The 16,749-nt window shown below is 70.0% G+C and carries 16 protein-coding genes; 10 read left to right on the top strand and 6 right to left on the bottom strand.

Annotation, left to right across the window (positions count from 1 at the left end):
* Positions 1 to 5 precede the first annotated feature (5 nt).
* The 5 genes from KOI47_RS00890 to KOI47_RS00870 all read left to right on the top strand — a co-directional run bounded on the left by KOI47_RS00890 (position 6) and on the right by KOI47_RS00870 (position 6,069).
* Positions 6 to 1,034, top strand: a complete 1,029-nt coding sequence (locus KOI47_RS00890) for an ABC transporter ATP-binding protein (RefSeq protein ID WP_216212729.1) — start codon at positions 6 to 8, stop codon at positions 1,032 to 1,034.
* Positions 1,031 to 1,987, top strand: a complete 957-nt coding sequence (locus KOI47_RS00885; RefSeq protein WP_232376467.1) for an ABC transporter ATP-binding protein — start codon at positions 1,031 to 1,033, stop codon at positions 1,985 to 1,987. Before KOI47_RS00890 ends, KOI47_RS00885 begins: the two co-directional genes overlap by 4 nt.
* A 171-nt stretch (positions 1,988 to 2,158) precedes the next feature.
* Positions 2,159 to 2,758: a TMEM165/GDT1 family protein gene (locus KOI47_RS00880; RefSeq protein WP_216212728.1), complete on the top strand. Its 600-nt coding sequence runs from the start codon at positions 2,159 to 2,161 to the stop codon at positions 2,756 to 2,758.
* Positions 2,759 to 2,949: 191 nt separating this feature from the next.
* Positions 2,950 to 4,884 (top strand): FtsX-like permease family protein, encoded by a 1,935-nt coding sequence (locus tag KOI47_RS00875; protein WP_216212725.1) that lies wholly within the window; start codon positions 2,950 to 2,952, stop codon positions 4,882 to 4,884.
* Positions 4,885 to 4,914: 30 nt separating this feature from the next.
* The gene (locus tag KOI47_RS00870; protein WP_216212723.1) at positions 4,915 to 6,069 is read left to right on the top strand and encodes an alpha/beta hydrolase family protein; all 1,155 of its coding nucleotides are present in this window, start codon (positions 4,915 to 4,917) and stop codon (positions 6,067 to 6,069) included.
* Here KOI47_RS00870 and KOI47_RS00865 read toward each other — a convergent pair.
* Both KOI47_RS00865 and KOI47_RS00860 read right to left on the bottom strand, forming a co-directional pair.
* A complete protein-coding gene (locus tag KOI47_RS00865) occupies positions 6,050 to 6,697 on the bottom strand; it encodes an IclR family transcriptional regulator (RefSeq protein WP_216212720.1) in 648 nt (215 codons plus the stop codon). The two genes, KOI47_RS00870 and KOI47_RS00865, sit on opposite strands and share 20 nt — an antisense overlap.
* The gene (locus KOI47_RS00860) at positions 6,694 to 7,548 is read right to left on the bottom strand and encodes a hypothetical protein (protein ID WP_216216999.1); all 855 of its coding nucleotides are present in this window, start codon (positions 7,546 to 7,548) and stop codon (positions 6,694 to 6,696) included. Before KOI47_RS00860 ends, KOI47_RS00865 begins: the two co-directional genes overlap by 4 nt.
* Before the next feature lie 83 nt (positions 7,549 to 7,631).
* On the opposite strand from KOI47_RS00860, the gene KOI47_RS00855 reads away from it, so the two are divergent.
* Positions 7,632 to 8,804: a homogentisate 1,2-dioxygenase gene (locus KOI47_RS00855; RefSeq protein WP_216212717.1), complete on the top strand. Its 1,173-nt coding sequence runs from the start codon at positions 7,632 to 7,634 to the stop codon at positions 8,802 to 8,804.
* 3 nt (positions 8,805 to 8,807) lie between these two features.
* Here KOI47_RS00855 and KOI47_RS00850 read toward each other — a convergent pair whose 3' ends face one another.
* Entirely contained in the window at positions 8,808 to 9,440 is a 633-nt protein-coding gene (locus tag KOI47_RS00850) for a LysE family translocator (protein WP_216212715.1), read from the bottom strand.
* A 92-nt stretch (positions 9,441 to 9,532) separates the two neighbouring features.
* Between KOI47_RS00850 and KOI47_RS00845 the strand changes: the two genes are divergently transcribed.
* On the top strand, positions 9,533 to 10,339 hold the full coding sequence (locus KOI47_RS00845) for a DUF2470 domain-containing protein (RefSeq protein WP_216212711.1): 807 nt from the start codon (positions 9,533 to 9,535) through the stop codon (positions 10,337 to 10,339).
* A 90-nt stretch (positions 10,340 to 10,429) separates the two neighbouring features.
* Here KOI47_RS00845 and KOI47_RS00840 read toward each other — a convergent pair whose 3' ends face one another.
* Complete coding sequence (locus KOI47_RS00840) at positions 10,430 to 12,142, bottom strand: BCCT family transporter (RefSeq protein ID WP_216212707.1); 1,713 nt, start codon at positions 12,140 to 12,142, stop codon at positions 10,430 to 10,432.
* Positions 12,143 to 12,436: 294 nt separating this feature from the next.
* Here KOI47_RS00840 and KOI47_RS00835 point away from each other — a divergent pair, with 294 nt between their 5' ends.
* The 3 genes from KOI47_RS00835 (at position 12,437) to KOI47_RS00825 (ending at position 15,285) form a co-directional block, all read left to right on the top strand.
* Positions 12,437 to 13,249: a CPBP family intramembrane glutamic endopeptidase gene (locus KOI47_RS00835; RefSeq protein ID WP_232376465.1), complete on the top strand. Its 813-nt coding sequence runs from the start codon at positions 12,437 to 12,439 to the stop codon at positions 13,247 to 13,249.
* A 139-nt stretch (positions 13,250 to 13,388) separates the two neighbouring features.
* The gene (locus KOI47_RS00830) at positions 13,389 to 14,585 is read left to right on the top strand and encodes an arginine deiminase (protein ID WP_216216997.1); all 1,197 of its coding nucleotides are present in this window, start codon (positions 13,389 to 13,391) and stop codon (positions 14,583 to 14,585) included.
* Between the two features lie 148 nt (positions 14,586 to 14,733).
* Positions 14,734 to 15,285: a ferritin gene (locus tag KOI47_RS00825; RefSeq protein WP_216212704.1), complete on the top strand. Its 552-nt coding sequence runs from the start codon at positions 14,734 to 14,736 to the stop codon at positions 15,283 to 15,285.
* 87 nt (positions 15,286 to 15,372) lie between these two features.
* Here the strand turns inward: KOI47_RS00825 and KOI47_RS00820 are convergent, their stop codons facing one another.
* Complete coding sequence (locus KOI47_RS00820; protein ID WP_216212701.1) at positions 15,373 to 16,215, bottom strand: hypothetical protein; 843 nt, start codon at positions 16,213 to 16,215, stop codon at positions 15,373 to 15,375.
* Positions 16,202 to 16,741 (bottom strand): SigE family RNA polymerase sigma factor, encoded by a 540-nt coding sequence (locus KOI47_RS00815; RefSeq protein ID WP_216212698.1) that lies wholly within the window; start codon positions 16,739 to 16,741, stop codon positions 16,202 to 16,204. The genes KOI47_RS00820 and KOI47_RS00815 overlap by 14 nt, the downstream gene beginning before the upstream one ends.
* Positions 16,742 to 16,749 lie beyond the last annotated feature (8 nt).

Raw genomic sequence — 16,749 nt, 5'->3', positions numbered from 1 at the left:
CCGGAATGGACGGCACCGAAGAGGACGTGCTGCTGCGGGTGAACGACCTCGGCGTCACCTTCGACAGCTACGCGGGCAAGGTACACGCTGTGCGCGGCGTGTCCTTCGACCTGCGGCGCGGGGAGACTCTCGCGGTGGTGGGCGAATCGGGCTCCGGCAAGTCCGTCGCGGTGAAGAGCCTGATGGGCCTGCTGCCACCCAACGCCCGGATCACCAGCGGCACGGCGATGCTGGGCGACACCGACCTGTGCACACTCCCGGAGAAGGAGCTGCGCCGGATCCGCGGCAACCGGATCGCCATGGTGTTCCAGGACCCGATGACCTCACTCGACCCCACCATGCGGATCGGCGAACAGATCGGCGAGAGCCTGCGGACCAACCTCGGGCTGACCGGAGCGGCCGCGCGGGAACGGGCCGTGGAACTGCTCCGGCTGGTGCACATCCCGCGCCCGGAAACCCGGCTGAAGCAGTACCCGCACCAGCTCTCCGGCGGGATGCGGCAACGGGTGGTGATCGCCATCGCGCTGGCGGCCGAGCCGGAGGTGCTCATCGCCGACGAACCCACCACCGCACTCGACGTCACCATCCAGGCCCAGATCCTCGACCTGCTGGAGGACCTGCGCCGATCGCTGCGCATGTCCATCATCCTGATCACCCACGACCTCGGGGTCGTGGCAGGCAGTGCGCACCGGGTGGTGGTGATGTACGCCGGGAAGATCGTGGAGACCGGCAGTGCGCGGGACGTCTTCCACGACCCGCGGATGCCCTACACCTGGGGGCTGCTGGCCTCCATCCCGCGGCCGACGGCCGACCGCGACCTCGAGCTGGCGCCGATCTCCGGCACCCCGCCGGACCCGCTGCACCCGCCCGCGGGCTGTCCCTACCACCCGAGGTGCCCATACGCGATGCAGATCTGTCTGGAGGAGATGCCGGAACACACCGGGTTCGGTGCCGAGCACGGCGCGGCGTGCTGGCTGCATCACCCGCTGGCGCCCCAGGTGCAGCCGCCGCTGCAGTTCGGAGGATCACGGTGACCGACACCCTGGTCGAGGTCCGCGACCTGAGCAAGCACTTCCGGGTCGGCAAGCAGACCCTGCGGGCCGTGGACGGCATCTCCATGGAGATCGCGCGCGGCGAGACCTTCGGGCTGGTGGGCGAATCCGGCTGCGGCAAGACCACCACCGGCCGGGTCCTTGTCCGGCTGTACGAACCGACCGGAGGGCAGGTCCGCTTCGCGGGCCAGGACGTGTTCGCCCGGCACGGCGCGAAGCCGGGGGACTACAACCGCAAGGTCCAGATGATCTTCCAGGATCCGCGGGCCTCGCTCAACCCGCGCATGATGGTCGGCGACATCATCGCCGAGGGCATCGACATCCACGGGCTCGCGAAGAGCAAGCAGGACCGGCTGGAGAAGATCCACGAACTGCTGGACACCGTGGGGCTGAAGCGGGAACACGCGGGCCGCTACCCGCACGAGTTCTCCGGCGGCCAGCGCCAGCGCATCGGGATCGCCCGCGCGCTCGCGGTCGAGCCGGAGTTCATCGTCGCCGACGAGCCGGTGTCCGCACTGGACGTTTCCATCCAGGCGCAGATCATCAACCTGCTCCGCAGGCTGCAACGGGAACGGGACCTGACCTTCCTGTTCATCTCGCACGACCTGTCCGTGGTGCGCCACATCTGCGACCGGATCGGGGTCATGTACCTGGGGCAGCTGGTGGAGGTCGGCGCGGCCGACGAGATCTACCACCGGCCGCGGCATCCCTACACGCGGGCGTTGCTCTCGGCGGTACCCGAGCCGGACCCGGACGCGCACACCGGGCGCGACCGCATCCGGCTCGAGGGCGATGTGCCGGACGCCATGCACCCGCCGCCGGGCTGCCGGTTCCGGCCGCGCTGCCCCTACGCGACCGCGGCCTGCGGCGAGCAGGAACCACAGTGGCGGGAGGTCCAGCCGCACCACTGGGTCTACGCCTGCCACTGCGCCTGAACAAACACTGCGTTTCCTCGTAAGTTTTATTTCGGCACACCGAAACCGTTGATGAGCCCAGCCTGCGCATTAACAGGAAGCACGCCGAAAACGCCGATTCGCAATTCCCATCTGCTTTTCATTTGATCGGCACACCCTTATCGTCGAATCGAAAGGGGTGCTGATCCGCAGATGTCCTCCGCATTGCTTGCACTGGCAGGCACGTTCGCGTTGATCCTGGTGGCCGAGCTACCGGACAAGACGATGGTCGCCACCCTGGTCCTGACCACCCGGTTCCGCGGCTGGCCTGTGCTGGCCGGGGTGAGTGCCGCATTTGCGGCGCAATCGGTGATCGCGGTCACCTTCGGCAGCGCGCTCACCCTGCTACCGGAATCGGTCGTTTCCGGGGTGGTCGCCGCGCTGTTCGGACTCGGCGGATACCTGTTGCTGCGAGAGGGATTCGCCCCCGCGGAGGAAAGCGAGCAGGACGCGGCGCGCGGCGGAGGAGCACCGGTTTCCTTCCTGCGCTCGGCAACGACCTCCTTCGGCGTGCTGTTCGCCGCCGAATGGGGCGACGCCTCCCAGTTGGCAACGGCCGGGCTCGCCGCGCGCTACGGCCAGCCGTTCGCCGTGGGCCTCGGCGCCTTCCTCGCCGCCGTCACCGTGGCCGCGCTCGCCGTGTTCATCGGCCGCAAGCTCCGCGGCAGGCTCCGGCCCCGGCTGCTGCAACGCGTCGCCGGGTTCGTCTTCACCGGATTCGCGCTGTTCGCACTCTGGCAAACCATCGGCTGACCACCTGCCGAGCACCGGCACGGTGTGATCCGGGCGGCAGGGGGGTTGACTCCACCCCCAAGAGACGGGTCCACCGCACTGATATCCGCGCGATGCACTGGTGGACTTGGCGGCGTGACACAAACGCGAAAGGCCGGGTCCATGGCATCGGCGGCCGGATCGTCAACCGCACGGCGCTGGAGGTAGGCATCATGTTCCGGCTTTCCCTGAGTACCTTCCGCGAACGGTGGCAGTTGTTCCTCGGCTCGCTCGTGACGGTGGGCATCGGCGTGGCCCTCGTACAGTCATCACTGCTCATCCTCATCACGGCGGCGTCGTTCGAGGCCCCCTCCGGGATGCCTGCCCTGGCCCGCGCGCGGTTGCAGGAAAGCTATGTCACCGCCATCTCGCTGGTCGGTATCACGCTCGCGCTCGCGGTGTTCCTCACCGTCTTCATCGTCAGCTCGACCTTCGCCTTCACCGTTGCCCAGCGCAGGCGAGATCTCGCGCTGCTGCGGCTCACCGGCGGCAGCAGGAGGCAGCTACGCAGGCTCCTGCTGTCCGAGGCGACGCTGCTCGGCCTGGTCGGCACCGCACTCGGCATCCCCTTCGGGCTACTGGTGATGCAGTGGCAGTCGGGGCTGCTCGTATCGTTCGGATTCCTCCCGGCCGGGTTCAGCCCGCAGTGGCAGGGCTGGATACTCGCGGTGTCCGTGGGCGTCGGTCTCGGTGTGGCGCTGGCCGGTGTGCTGGTCTCCTCGCGCCGGGCCGGGCGGGTCCGGCCGCTGGATGCGCTCCGCGGCGCAGGCGGCGCGACGCGCGTGCTGACGCCGTCACGCTGGTTCTTCGGGGTGCTCTTCCTTGCGGGTGCCATCGCGATGATGATCATCGCCAAGGTCGCGGGGCCCTCGGCCGCGATCCCGCTGACGATGCTCGTCGCACTCGCGGCCGCGGTCGGTCTCTCCGCGCTGAGCCCGCTCGTCGTCCCGGTTTTCGCGCGGGTGCTCGGGCTGCTGCTGCGTACCCGCCCGGTCGGCACCGTCGCCGCCGCGAACCTGCGCGACGGAGTGCGAAGGAGCGCGGCGACGGCGGCGCCGCTGATCGTGCTCGTCGGGATCCTCGCGGGCCTGTTCGGCACGGCACTCTCGATCACCGAGGCGTCGGAACGGGCGTTGCGCCGCGACACGGCGGCGGACTTCGTCGCCACCACCCCGGTGCGCGACGCGAACCGGATCGCGGAGGTCCCCGGCGTCGCGACCACCTCCGTGGAGGTCGCCGTGCCGCTGGTCCTGACGCTCCCCGAGCACGACGAGGACGAGAGCGGGACGGCGCTCGGGCACGCGCGGGTGATCGACCCGGCCGCCTACCGGCGGGCGCACAGCGTGCAGGCGGTGTCGGGCTCGCTGGACGGGTTGCGCGGGCACACCGTCGCGGTGGGAGCCGGGCGCTCCGGCGAGCCGGGGTTCTCCCTCGGCGACACGCTGCACGTCCGGATCGGCGACCGGGAACTGAACCTGCCGATCGTCGCCGTGCTGCCAGGGCAGGTGTCCGGCGGCCCTGACCTGTTGCTACCGAGCGGGATCACGCCGGAACCCGTGCTCACCTCCACGACGGCGCAGACCGTCGTCTCGACCGCCACGGGGGCCGACCGCGCCGCGGTCGGCGACCGTATCCGGGCGTCGGTGCACGGCACGGTGGACAGCGCCGAGAAGTGGGTGCAGCAGCGTGCCGAGGCGGAGCAGAGTACCCAGCTGAGCATCTTCACCATCATCGCCGGGATGGCGGGCCTCTACGCGCTCTTCGCGGTGATCAACGCGGTGGTCATCGCCGCGGCCGATCGACGAGCCGAGTTCGCCGCGGCCCGGTTGAGCGGGCTCACCAGGGGGCAGGTGGTGCGGATGGCGGTGCTCGAGTCCGCGACGGTCACCGCGACCGGGGTCCTGCTCGGCGGTGTGGCCGCCGCCGGAACACTCCTCGGGATACGTGGCGCCTTGCAACGCGCCACCGGCTTCGGCGTCGTGGAACTACCGTGGCCCGCCGTCGGCGCCCTGGTGACCGGTGCGTTCCTCGTCGTCGGCCTGACCAGCCTGTGGACGGCGCGGTCCGCCACCCGCCGGAACCCGATCTCGTTGGTCGGCGCCGACTGACCGGGATATCTTCCCGATAGGGTGTCAAACATGGTTGACGCACTCAGACGCGGCGGGACCGCCCTGTGCACCCTGCTGGTGGTCGCCGCGCTGCTGGTGCCCGCACCGGCCGCGCTGGCGAGCCCGACCGCCCCGACCCTGCCCGCGCCCACCGGGGACCACCCGGTGGGCACCGGCAGCACCCGGCTGGTGGATCCCGGCCGGGCCGACCCGTGGAAGCCGGACACGCCGTACCGCGAGCTCATGGTGTCCCTGTGGTACCCGGCACTGCTGCCATGGGGTGAGCGGGCGCCGTACCTGTCCGAGGAGCTTTCCGCGGCCATCATCGGCTCCGACTTCCCTGCCGTGCCGCCGGAGGCCTTCGCGACCGTGCGCACGCACGCGACCACGCGGGCGCTGCCAAAGCCCAGCGGGCACGGCAGGCCGCTGGTGGTGCTCTCGCCGGGGTTCGGCGCCAGCCGCACCTCGCTGACCACCCTTGCCGAGGACCTGGCCAGCCGGGGCTACGTGGTCGCCGCGATCGACCACACCTACGAGTCGCCGGTCGAGTTCCCCGGTGGCCGGATCGAGCCCTGCCTGATCTGCGCGGACATCGACGAGGAGCTCGCGGCCGAGGTCGTGCGCAGCAGGGCCAGGGACGTCTCCTTCGTGCTGGACCGGCTCACCGACCGGCGCTCGCCGACCGGAAGGTTGATCGACGGCTCCCGGATCGCGATGATCGGCCACTCCATCGGCGGCGCCGCCGCGCTGGAGACGATGCGCACCGACCCGAGGGTGGACGCCGGGATGAACATGGACGGCGCCCTGTACACCGGGGTGCCCGGCGGGCTGGACCGGCCGTTCCTGCTGTTCGGGGCGCGGCGGGTCGACCACCCCGAGCTGGATCCCACCTGGAACCGCGTCTGGCCGCGGCTGACCGGCTGGAAGCGCTGGCTGGACGTCGCCAGCGGCGGGCACTGGACGTTCTCCGACGCGCCCTGGCTGGCCGGGAACTTCCCGATCCGCGAGGGCCTTCCGCCAGGACAAGCCGAGCGGCTGCTCGGCTCGATCGAAGGGGAAAGGGCGGTGCGGGTCGTCCGGGAGTACCTCGCCGCCTTCGTGGTCGCCCACCTGCGCGGGCAGGAGGATCCGCTGCTGGACGGCCCCTCGCCGAAGTACCCGGAGGTCAGCTTCGTACCGGGGTAGGGGTCAGCACCTCGGCCAGTGCCCCGGCGGCGGCCACCACCTGCGGGCCCACCGTGCGCGCTCCGAGCGGTTCCATGGACACCACCCCGACGCTGGCGCGCAGCCCCGGTACCCCCCGTACCGGGGCTGCCACGCCGGAAGCGCCTGCCTGCAGCTCGCCGGTGGTGGCCACCCATCCCTTGCCGCCGGGCCGCAGAGTGATCGCCTTGCCTGCCGCACCCTGGGACACCGGATGCCTGCTGCCCACCCGGTAGGCGACGTGGAAGTTCGTCCAGGACGGCTCCACCACGGCGACCGCCTGGGCGAACTCCCCCTCGGCCACCGAGAGGTGCGCGGTGGCCCCGGACTTCTCGGCCAGCTCGCGCAGCACCGGCGCGGCGGCCTGCCGCAGCTGGGGCAGCACCTGCCCGGACAGCCGCAGCAGGCCGACGCCGAGCCGTACCTTGCTCCCGTCCCGCCACACCAGCCCGCGTTCGGCCAGCGGCACCAGCAGCCGGTACACCGCCGCCCTGCTCGCCCCGATGGTCACCGCGAGCTCGGAGATGGTGGCCGCGTCCCCGCCCGCGTCGGCCACCGCCTGCAGCAACGCGAGCCCGCGTTCCAGGGTCAGCGAGCTCTCCCTGCTCACAGCAGCCCGAGCCCCTTCAGGTCGGCGACCGGGTCGTCGAAGGTCGCCGAGGCGTAGCAGGCGAACAGCGAGCGCACCGCCCGCGCCGCCTGGTCGGACAGCTCCAGGGCCTCCTGGGCCAGTGCTTCGCCGTCGGTCATGGCCAGTGCCTCCCGGACATCCCGGCCCGAAAGGCAGCGCGCGGCCGCGACCAGCAGGTTCAGGAAGCCGTGATGGGTGAATCCGGTCTCGGCGTCGGTATGCCGCACGGCGCGGTGCAGGCTGTTCGTCGCCTTGAACGAGGACCCGGAGAAGCTGCTCACCACGGAGAGGAAGTCGGCTACCTCGTCAACGCTCGGGAAGTTCTCGCTGGACAGCCCGCCACAGCGGATCTTGGGCCAGCTTCCGTGCTCGATGACCTTGCGCACGCCGTCCAGCCAGCCCACGCCGCGACGGGGTTCAACCACCCGGACCACGTCCTCCGGTACGAACTCCGAGACCCGTTCCAGCCACACCTCGTCCACATCCGAGGGGGCGGGCATCTCGACCATCCGCAGGGACAACAGCTCGGCACGGGACTCCACGATCGAGATCGCCTTCGGCACCCCACCCAGCCCGGTGTCGATGATCAACGACAACGGCAGCGGTTGCTCCGGCCGGACCTTGATCAACTCGGTGATCAGCTCCGGCAGCCGGGATGCCTGGCAGAGGAACACCCCGAGCATCCCGGCGTGCTCGCCGGCCCGGATGTCGAGGTGAGCCTGTACCGCCTCGGCCATGGCCGAGTCGCTGGGCGGGAAGAGCGCCGAGTCGTCGACGAGCCGCGTGAGCAGGGGCGGGATTCCACGAGGGCCTGGAGGCGTGAGTTCCACAGCGCTTGACACGACTGACACGCTAGTAGCGTACGACATGAGAACAAATCTGCCCGCTGAACGAACGCTCCGAAGGAGAGACGATGCCGTTCTATCGCCGGGTCGGCGAGACCCCACCGAAACGGCACACCCAGTTCCGCTCGCCCCAGGGCAGCCTGTACGCCGAGGAGCTGATGGGCGTCGAGGGCTTCTCCGCGGACTCCTCGCTGCTCTACCACCGCAACCTGCCCACGGCGATCGTGGACGCGGTGGCCGTACCGGACGAGCGCGGGCCACTGCTGCCGAACCACCCGCTCAAGCCACGCAGCTTCCGCACCCAGGACCTCGAGTTCGGCGAGGGGGCCAACGCGGTGACCGACCGCAGGCGGCTGTTCGGCAACGCGGACGTGACCATCTGCTTCGCCGCCGCCACCGCGGACAGCCCGCTGTACCGCAACGCGGCCGGTGACGAGCTGTGCTACGTGCAGGGCGGGGCGGGCACCGTGGAGACCGTCTACGGCGCCATCGAGGTGGCCGATGGCGACTACCTGGTCATCCCGACCTCGTGCACCTACCGGGTGCGGCCGCGGGGCGAGCTGCGGATGCTGATCCTGGAGGCGCGCGGGCACATCGGGCCGCCCAGGCGCTACCTCTCGGCGCGCGGCCAGTTCCTGGAGCACTCGCCGTACTGCGAGCGTGACCTGCGCGGGCCGACCGAGCCGCTGCTGGCCGAGGGCACCGATGTGGACGTGCTGGTCCGGCACCGCGCCGGGCTGACCCGCTACACCTACGCCAACCACCCCTTCGACGTGGTCGGCTGGGACGGCTGCCTGTACCCCTGGGTTTTCAACATCGACGACTTCGAGCCGATCACCGGGCGGATCCACCAGCCGCCGCCCGTGCACCAGACCTTCGAGGGCCCGAACTTCGTGGTCTGCTCCTTCTGCCCGCGCAAGGTCGACTACCACCCGGACTCGATCCCGGTGCCGTACAACCACGCCAACGTCGACTCCGACGAGCTGATGTTCTACGTGCGCGGCAACTACGAGGCGCGTAAGGGCTCCGGGATCGGCATCGGGTCGCTGTCCCTGCATCCATCGGGCTTCACGCACGGGCCGCAGCCCGGCGCGGCCGAGGCCTCCATCGGGGCGGAGTTCTTCGACGAGACCGCGGTCATGGTGGACACCTTCGCGCCACTGGACCTCGGCGAGGCGGCCGAGGCCGCCGAGGATCCCGGTTACGCCTGGACCTGGTCCGGCCGCGGCCCCAGCAGCTGACGCTCAGGGGCGGGCCTGCAGCGCGAGCCGCAGGCCCAGCGCGACCAGCAGGGTGCCGGTCACCGCGTCCAGGGTCCTGCGTACCCGGGGCGCGGTGAACAGCCTGCGCATCGCGCCGACCACATTGGCGACCACCAGGAACCACAGCGCGGTGCACAGCACCGGGATCGCGGACAGCAGCACGGTGTCGGCGAGGGTTGGCGCGGCGGGCAGGAACTGCGGCAGCAGCGCCACGAAGAACACCGCGCACTTGGGGTTCAGCACGTTGCACAGCAGGCCCTGCCGGAAGGCCCTGCCCGCGCCGAGGGCGTCCGGCTCGGGCGACCACGGCAGGCTCTCGCCGCCACGCCGGGCGGCGAGCAGCGCCTTCGCCCCGAGGAAGACCAGGTAGGCCGCGCCAGCGAGCTTGACCACGGTGAACGCGGTGGCCGATGCGGCGAGCAGCCCGGCGACGCCGAAGGCGGCCACCACCGACCAGACCAGGATGCCCGCCGTGATGCCCAGCGCGGTCGCCGAGCCCGCGCGGCGACCGGACAGGGCCGCGTGCCGCAGCACCACGGCGAAGTCCGGTCCCGGGGAGATGGCGCCGAGCAGCACCACCCCGCCGAACGGCACGAGCTGCCCCCAGGAAGTCACTCACCCAGCCTACTGCTGTGATCGGCGAGGTGGGGGATGGCGCTTTCCCGGGTTCAGCAGCTAGGTTAGGCTCACCTAAGTGGAGGTGAGTGGTGACCGATACCCAACTCCGTCGCCCGCCGGTCCCCCAGCCGGCCGAGCGGGCGAAGACGATCGCCGCCCGTGGTAGCGGCCCGGCGACCCTGATGCCCTCCGCCGACCGCGCCGCCCCCGCCGACCAGCGCGTGGTGCCGGTGCTGCGGCACGTGCATGCCAGCGGCAGCGTGAGCGTGCTGCTGCCCGAGGACCATCCGCTGGTGCAGGCCACCATGCGGGCCTCCGGCGGCGAGCTCGCGGTGATGTTCGAGCTCACCGACCTCGCGCCGGTCCAGCTGCGCGAACCGGTGCGCGGCCTGCTCTGGATCACCGGCTGGCTGCGCAGGCTGGACGAGCGGGCCGCGCGGGCCCGCGCGGTGTCCATCGCCGACGCCCGGCCGGACTCCCGGCTGCTGGACGTCGGGTACGGGCTGAGCGTGCTCCGGCTCACCCCGGCCTCGCTGGTGCTTGCCGACGCGGACGGCACGCATTCGCTGCGCCCGCACATGTTCAGCGCCGCGGCCCCGGATCCCTTCCTGGACTACGAGGCGCAGTGGCTGCGGCACCTGGAGAGCACGCATGCCGACGTGATCGAGCAGCTGACCAGGCACCTGCCGGACAACCTGCGGCACGGCCGCATCCGGCCGCTGGGCCTGGACCGGTTCGGTTTCCGGCTGCGGGTGGAGGCCGAGCCGGGCGACCACGATGTGCGGCTGGCTTTCAGCAAACCGGTCGATACGCCGCAGCAACTGGCAATGGAGCTGCGCAAGCTGGTCGGCTGCCCGTTCCTTGCCGCGACCGGGAAACCGAGCAGGCAGGGCTGAGACGGCCGCCGACCCTCCACTGTAGAGCCACCCGGAAAGGAAAACGGGCCCCGGTGTCGCGGCACCCGGGGCCCGTTTTCGCGCTGTCGGCTAGGTCTTACCGCTCGCGGTGGACGCGCTCTTCGACTTGTCGTCGCTCGGCTCGTCCCCGTTCGGCTCGACCAGTCCTTCCTCGATCAGGCTCTGCGAGACGTGCTCGGTGAGCTCGTCCCGTTGCAGCCTGCGCTGGATGCGGACCTGCGTTCGCCGTTCGGCACTGAAATCTCGCCAGATCGACACACACATACCGAGCATCACCACGCTGAACGGTAGTGCGATCACGATCGCCGCGATCTTCAACGCCTGTAGCCCGCCTGCCAGCATCAGCGCGATCGCCACCAGCCCTTCGGCCGCGGCCCAGAACACCCGGCTCCAGCGCGGCGGCTCCGGGTCACCACCGGAGGCGAGCATGTCCACCACCAGCGAGCCGGAGTCCGAGGAGGTGACGAAGAACAGCGCGATCAGGATGACCGCACCCGCCACCACGACGGTGCCGCCGGGCAGTTCGCCGAGCAGGCCGAACAGCGATCCCTCGGTGTCCACCGATCCGTCCGCGCCGACCAGGCCGCCCTGGCCGAACAGCTCACGGTAGAGCCCGGTGCCACCGAACACGGTGAACCAGAGGAAGGTGACCACGGTGGGCACGATCAGCACACCGGCCACGAACTCGCGCACCGTACGGCCGCGGGAGATCCGCGCGATGAACACGCCGACGAAGGGCGCCCAGGAGATCCACCAGCCCCAGTAGAAGGCGGTCCACCAGCCCTGCCACTCGGTGCCGTCCTCGCCCTGCAACGCGGTGGCGTTGAAGCTGAGCTGGAAGATGTTCTGGAAGTAGTCCCCGATGGACTGCACCAGCTCGCGGAAGATGAACAGCGTCGGCCCGGTGACCAGCACGAACAGCAACAGGAGCGCGGCAAGGCCCATGTTGGTGTTCGACAGGATCTTGATGCCCTTCTTCAGGCCGGTGACCACCGACACGATCGCCAGGGTGGTGATCGCGCCGATCAGGATGATGTTGGTCCAGTTACCCGGGTTGCTGACCAGCCCCATGAAGTCGAGGCCGGAAGCGATCTGCGCCACGCCGAGACCCAGCGAGGTGGCGACACCGAACAGCGTGCCGACGATGGCCGCGATGTCGATGACGTCGCCGATCCAGCCCTTGACCCGGTTTCCCAGCAACGGCTCCAGTGCCCAGCGGATGGAGACCGGCCGCTGCTTGCGGTGGATCGCGTAGGCGATCGCCACGCCGACCACGACGTAGATAGCCCACGGGTGCAGGCCCCAGTGCAAGAAGGTCTGGACGATCGAGTCCTGCGCACCCTGCTCGTCCGCGGCCGCGATTCCGGAGGCCCGGTTCGGCACCCCGGCGAAGTGGTTCAGCGGCTCGGCCACGCCCCAGAACACCAGGCCGATGCCCATACCGGCCGCGAACAGCATCGCGAACCACGACTTGAGCTTGAACTCCGGCTCCTCGTCCTTGGGCGCCAGCTTGATGTCACCGAAGTGCCCGAGGCCGATCCAGATCGCGAAGACCACGAAGCCGGAAACGATGAGCAGGTAGTACCAGCTGAAGGTACCGACGATCGTGTCCTGGATGGCGTCGAAGGCGTCGCCCATGGTGGTCGGAAAGATCACCGTGAAGAGCACGAACGCAGCGATGATGCTCGCTGCGGGCCAAAATACCCTCGGCGCGATCGTGTCCGTCCATTTCTTCTTCGGACCGGATGGCGCCGAGGCCCCAGTATCCGATGTTGTCGCCACGAGGCGGTCCTCCCTGTTGGCGGCTCACCGGGCCCGGTGAGCCGGGTATTCGACCAGGCATCCCAGGACACCGCGGCGGGCCGCGACCCGCCCGGCGCCGCTGATTGACACCCCGCAGTGAGCTACGCAACCGGACATTACGCGCCTTGGCGTGTCGCCTGGCCTCCTTGTGCGTCCGTAAGACTGTAGACCCGACAGGTAACGTTTCGATCAGGCACTATGGCAAACCAACCCCATTGTTGTCGCATCGAAGCCTCTGACCAGGTGATACTTCGATTGAGGTAACTTGCGCCCGTGCGCCATCGCCTGTCCGCCTGGCTCGCTGCCCAGCGACCCGCGACCCCCGAGCCGATCGAGGACCCCGCCCGGCGGCGGGTGCTGATCCTCGAACTGGTCATTGTTTTCTCGATCACCCTCGGCCTGTCCGGGGTACGCAGCCTGCTGTCACTTGTGGACGCACTGTTACGTCCCGAGCCGCTGGGCGAGCAGCGGGTGGCGATCAACGCGCCACAGGCCACGTTGGATCTTCTCGACCTGCTGAAGCAACTGCTCAGCGTCGTGCAACTGCTCGGCTGGGGCGCACTCGGGGCCTACCTGCTGGTGCGCGGCGGGATGCGACTGGCCGAGGTCGGACTCGACCGGCGGCGCCCCGGCCGCGACCTCCGCTGGGGCATCGGACTGACCGCGCTGATCGGCATTCCCGGTCTCGTACTGTACTTCGTCGGCTGGCAGCTCGGGCTGAATCTCGCGGTGCAGCCGTCTACTTTGGACGAGAGCTGGTGGCGGCCGATCACCCTGACACTGGCGGCGTTCGGTAACTCCTTCGCCGAGGAAATGCTCGTCGTCGGTTACCTGCTGACCCGGCTGCGGCAACTCGGCCGAGGGGAGAACTCCGCCCTGCTGATCGCCGCCGTACTGCGCGGTTCGTATCACCTCTATCAGGGCCTCGGCGGATTCGTCGGCAACCTGATAATGGGGCTGGTTTTCGGCAGGGTGTGGCAGCGCACCAACCGGCTGTGGCCGTTGATCATCGCGCATACCCTGCTCGACGTGGTCGCCTTCGTCGGTTACGCCTTCCTGCGCGACCGGGTCAGCTGGCTGCCCTGAGAGCCCGCGGCGCAACGAATCGCCCGTCAGGCGAGCGAGTTCGTAAGGTTTCGGTGGGTCCTCGTCGGGTTTCACGGCTCCCCGTTGCGCCGTCGTACTCATTACGCTCGCAGGTGTGAACCAAGCGATCTCCCCCCGAGTGGACAGCGAGGTCGGCCCGCTGCGTTCGGTGCTGCTGCACCGGCCGGGCCCCGAGCTCAAACGGCTGACCCCGCGCAACAACGACCAGCTGCTCTTCGACTCCGTGCCCTGGGTGGGCCGCGCCCAGGAGGAACACGACGCGTTCGCCGAGGTGCTGCGCGGGCGGGGCGTGGAGGTACTGCTGCTGTCCGAGCTGCTGCGCACCACCCTGGAGGACCCGCGGGCGCACGCGGCCGGGGTGCACGCGGCGGTGGACAGCAGGCGGCTGGGCGGCGACCTCGCCGACTCGCTGCGCTCCTACCTGTCCGGGGTGCCGGCGTACGTGCTGGCCGAGGTGCTGATGGCGGGTATGACCTTCGAGGAGCTGCCGGCCGCGGAGGGCGCCTCCCTGGTGCGCAGGATGAACCACCCGCACGACTTCGCCGTTGACCCGCTGCCCAACCTGCTGTTCACCAGGGACTCCTCGGCCTGGATCGCGGACAGGGTGGCGATCTCCTCGCTGGCCATGCCCGCCCGCGGCCGGGAAACCGCTCTGCTGGACCTCGTGTACGCCTACCACCCCCGTTTCCTCGGCACGGTGCGTGCCTACGGCGCGCACTCCGCCCCCATCGAGGGCGGGGACATCCTGCTGCTCGCGCCGGGCGTGCTGGCCGTTGGCGTCGGCGAGCGCACCTCGGCCGCGGGCGCGGAGGCGCTGGCCAGGTCGGCCTTCGCCGACGGCATCGCGCACACCGTGCTGGCCGTGCCGATCGCGCAGAACAGGGCGACCATGCACCTGGACACCGTGTGCACCATGGTCGGCGCCGATGCCGTGGTGATGTACCCGCTGGCCAGGGAGTCGCTGGTGGCCTACACCCTGCGCCCGGACGAGACGGCGGGCAAGGAGGTACTGCGGGTGGACGGCCCCCGGCCCTTCCTCACCGCCGCGGCCGAGGCGATGGGCATCGACCGCCTGCGGGTGATCGACACCGGGCTCGACCCGGTCACCGCGGAACGGGAGCAGTGGGACGACGGCAACAACACCCTCGCCGTGTCCCCTGGCGTGGTGGTGGGCTACGAGCGCAACGTGGAGACCAATGTCCGGCTGGAGCAGGCCGGGATCGAGGTGTTGCGGATCGCGGGGTCCGAGCTGGGTTCCGGTCGCGGCGGCCCGCGGTGCATGTCCTGCCCGATTGTCCGGGAACCACTCGGTTAGAAGTTAGCCTTTCCTAATTAATGCGTTCCCCATTTAGGCAAGGCTAAGCGAAATTAGTTTTACCTTGGCTTATAAATACTACACGAATGGGGTTCATATCACTACCTGAAAGTGGAAATCCGCCCCCGGTATGACGTATCTTTTCGGTATGGCCGTCACCAAGAAGCAACCGCGTTCGAAGTTCTACGAGCTCCTGCAGGGGCAGGTGCACAACGAGTTCAACGCGTCCCAGCAGTACGTCGCACTCGCGGTATGGTTCGACAACGAGGACCTGCCGCGGCTTGCCAAGCACTTCTACAAGCAGTCCATTGAGGAACGTAACCACGCGCTCGCGCTGGTGCAGTACATGATGGACACCGACCACCACGTGGAAATCCCCGGGACCGGAGAGGTCCGCAATGACTTCTCCGACGCCACCGAGCTCATCGAGCTCGCGCTGGCCCAGGAGAAGGAGGTCGCCGCCGATATCAAGACGCTGGCCAAGGCCGCCCGTTCCGAGGATGACTACCAGGGCGAGCAGTTCATGCAGTGGTTCCTCAAGGAGCAGGTCGAGGAGATCTCCCAGATGTCCACGCTGCTGAACGTCGTCAAGCGGGCGAAGGGCAACCTCTTCGAGGTCGAGCAGTTCCTGAACCGGGAGTCCGTCGGCGACGACGGCGAGGACCCGACCATGCCGCCGGTCGCCGGCGGCGCACTCTGAGCCGCCCGGTCAGCACCGCACCGGCACCCACCGGGCCCGGGCCCGCCCACCGCCGGCGGCCCGGGTTCCGGGGTGCCGTGCCCCGGCTCAGGACGCCCCGGAACAGGGCTGTGGCTGGGCTTCCAGTGCGAGGCGGGACACCACCTGCCGGTCGGTGTCCACCCCGATCCGGTAGACCGCGTTCTGCCCGGCCGGCGCGGTGTAGCTGCCCTGGTCCCCGGTCAGCGCGGGGTAGGTCGCACGCACCTTGGCCAGCGTGGACCCCTCGCCGATCCCCTCCGGGGTCTGCGCCGGTCCGCCCGGATACAGCCCGACCAGCCCGCCCTCGGCCGAGATGCGCAGCCGCGATGCCGCATTCGCCTCGTCGGTGAACCGGTAGGACACACAGCCCTTGGCGTCCGCCTCCACGGTCTCGCCCAGTCTGCCGGTGGCCTTCGCCTCCTCGGTGGACATGCCCAGCTTGAACACGCCGTAGCCGTCCGGCCCGAGCACCGGGCTTGCCACCGTGGAGCTCTCGAACCGCGGGGAGCCGCTGGTTTGGGGCGGGGGCGTCTCCGCGGGCGGCGGTGGGTTGCTGGAGGTCCGCTGCCCACCGCTGGTCTGCTCGGGCACACTCGCCGCGGTCGAGGACGCGGGCGACGAGGGCGGGGCCGTGGGCTCCTCGATCGCGAGGCTGGTGGACTCCTCCCCGGTGGCGGGCGCGGCGGTGGTGCGGGTCGAGGGCTCGCCGCCGAGCAGCAGGACGCCACCGGCCAGCAGCGCCACGGCGAGGGTTCCGCCGCCGCTGGTCAGCAGGACCCGGCGACGGCGGACGCGCCGCGCGCCCGCGAGGATCGCCTGCCCGGCTCCGGCACGCGGGCGCAGGCCGAGCCGCTCGTCGGCGAACAGCCTGCGCAGCTCCTCGTCGAACTCCTCGTCAGTCGAACTCACGTTCCCTCCCCTTGCGCGCCGTATCCCCAGCGGCCGGTGGCTCGTCCTCGGCCTGCAGCTTCGTGCGCAACGAGGCAATCGCCTTGCTTGCCTGGCTCTTCACGGTGCCCTGGCTGACACCGAGGGACTCCGCGATCTCCGCCTCGGACAGTCCTTCGTAGTAACGCAGCACGATGACCGCACGTTGCCTCGGCGGGAGGGCGCGTAATGCCTGCCACAACGGCTCGTGCTCGAACGGGTCGGCAGGGGTGAACGGCTGCGACTCGGGCAGCTCGGCGACCAGGTTCTCCTTGCGCACCCGGCGCCACCTGCTGATATGCGCGTTGGCCATGGAACGCCGGATGTAGGCGAGCGGGTCGCCGGTCTTGCGCTGCACATGGGTCCAGCGGGAACCGATCTTCTCCAGCACGGTCTGCACCAGGTCGGCGGCGTCGTGCGGGTTGCCGGTCAGCGCGTGGCCGTAGCGCAGCAACCCGGGCAGGCTGGCTTCCACGAACTCGCCGAAGTCCGTGAACTCGCCAGGCACCACCGTTC

The sequence above is a fragment of the Amycolatopsis aidingensis genome, assembly GCF_018885265.1.
GTDB classification, from domain to species: domain Bacteria; phylum Actinomycetota; class Actinomycetes; order Mycobacteriales; family Pseudonocardiaceae; genus Amycolatopsis; species Amycolatopsis aidingensis.
The sequence above is the reverse complement of the archived record's forward strand: the minus strand, read 5'-3'. Positions and strand labels throughout refer to the sequence as shown.

What these genes read in the sequence shown, in the direction of transcription:
- KOI47_RS00875 (WP_216212725.1), top strand. Translation starts at nt 2,950, where the DNA reads ATGTTCCGGCTTTCCCTGAGTACCTTCCGCGAACGGTGGCAGTTGTTC.
- KOI47_RS00890 (WP_216212729.1), top strand. Translation starts at nt 6, where the DNA reads ATGGACGGCACCGAAGAGGACGTGCTGCTGCGGGTGAACGACCTCGGC.
- KOI47_RS00855 (WP_216212717.1), top strand. Translation starts at nt 7,632, where the DNA reads ATGCCGTTCTATCGCCGGGTCGGCGAGACCCCACCGAAACGGCACACC.
- KOI47_RS00825 (WP_216212704.1), top strand. Translation starts at nt 14,734, where the DNA reads ATGGCCGTCACCAAGAAGCAACCGCGTTCGAAGTTCTACGAGCTCCTG.
- KOI47_RS00870 (WP_216212723.1), top strand. Translation starts at nt 4,915, where the DNA reads ATGGTTGACGCACTCAGACGCGGCGGGACCGCCCTGTGCACCCTGCTG.
- KOI47_RS00880 (WP_216212728.1), top strand. Translation starts at nt 2,159, where the DNA reads ATGTCCTCCGCATTGCTTGCACTGGCAGGCACGTTCGCGTTGATCCTG.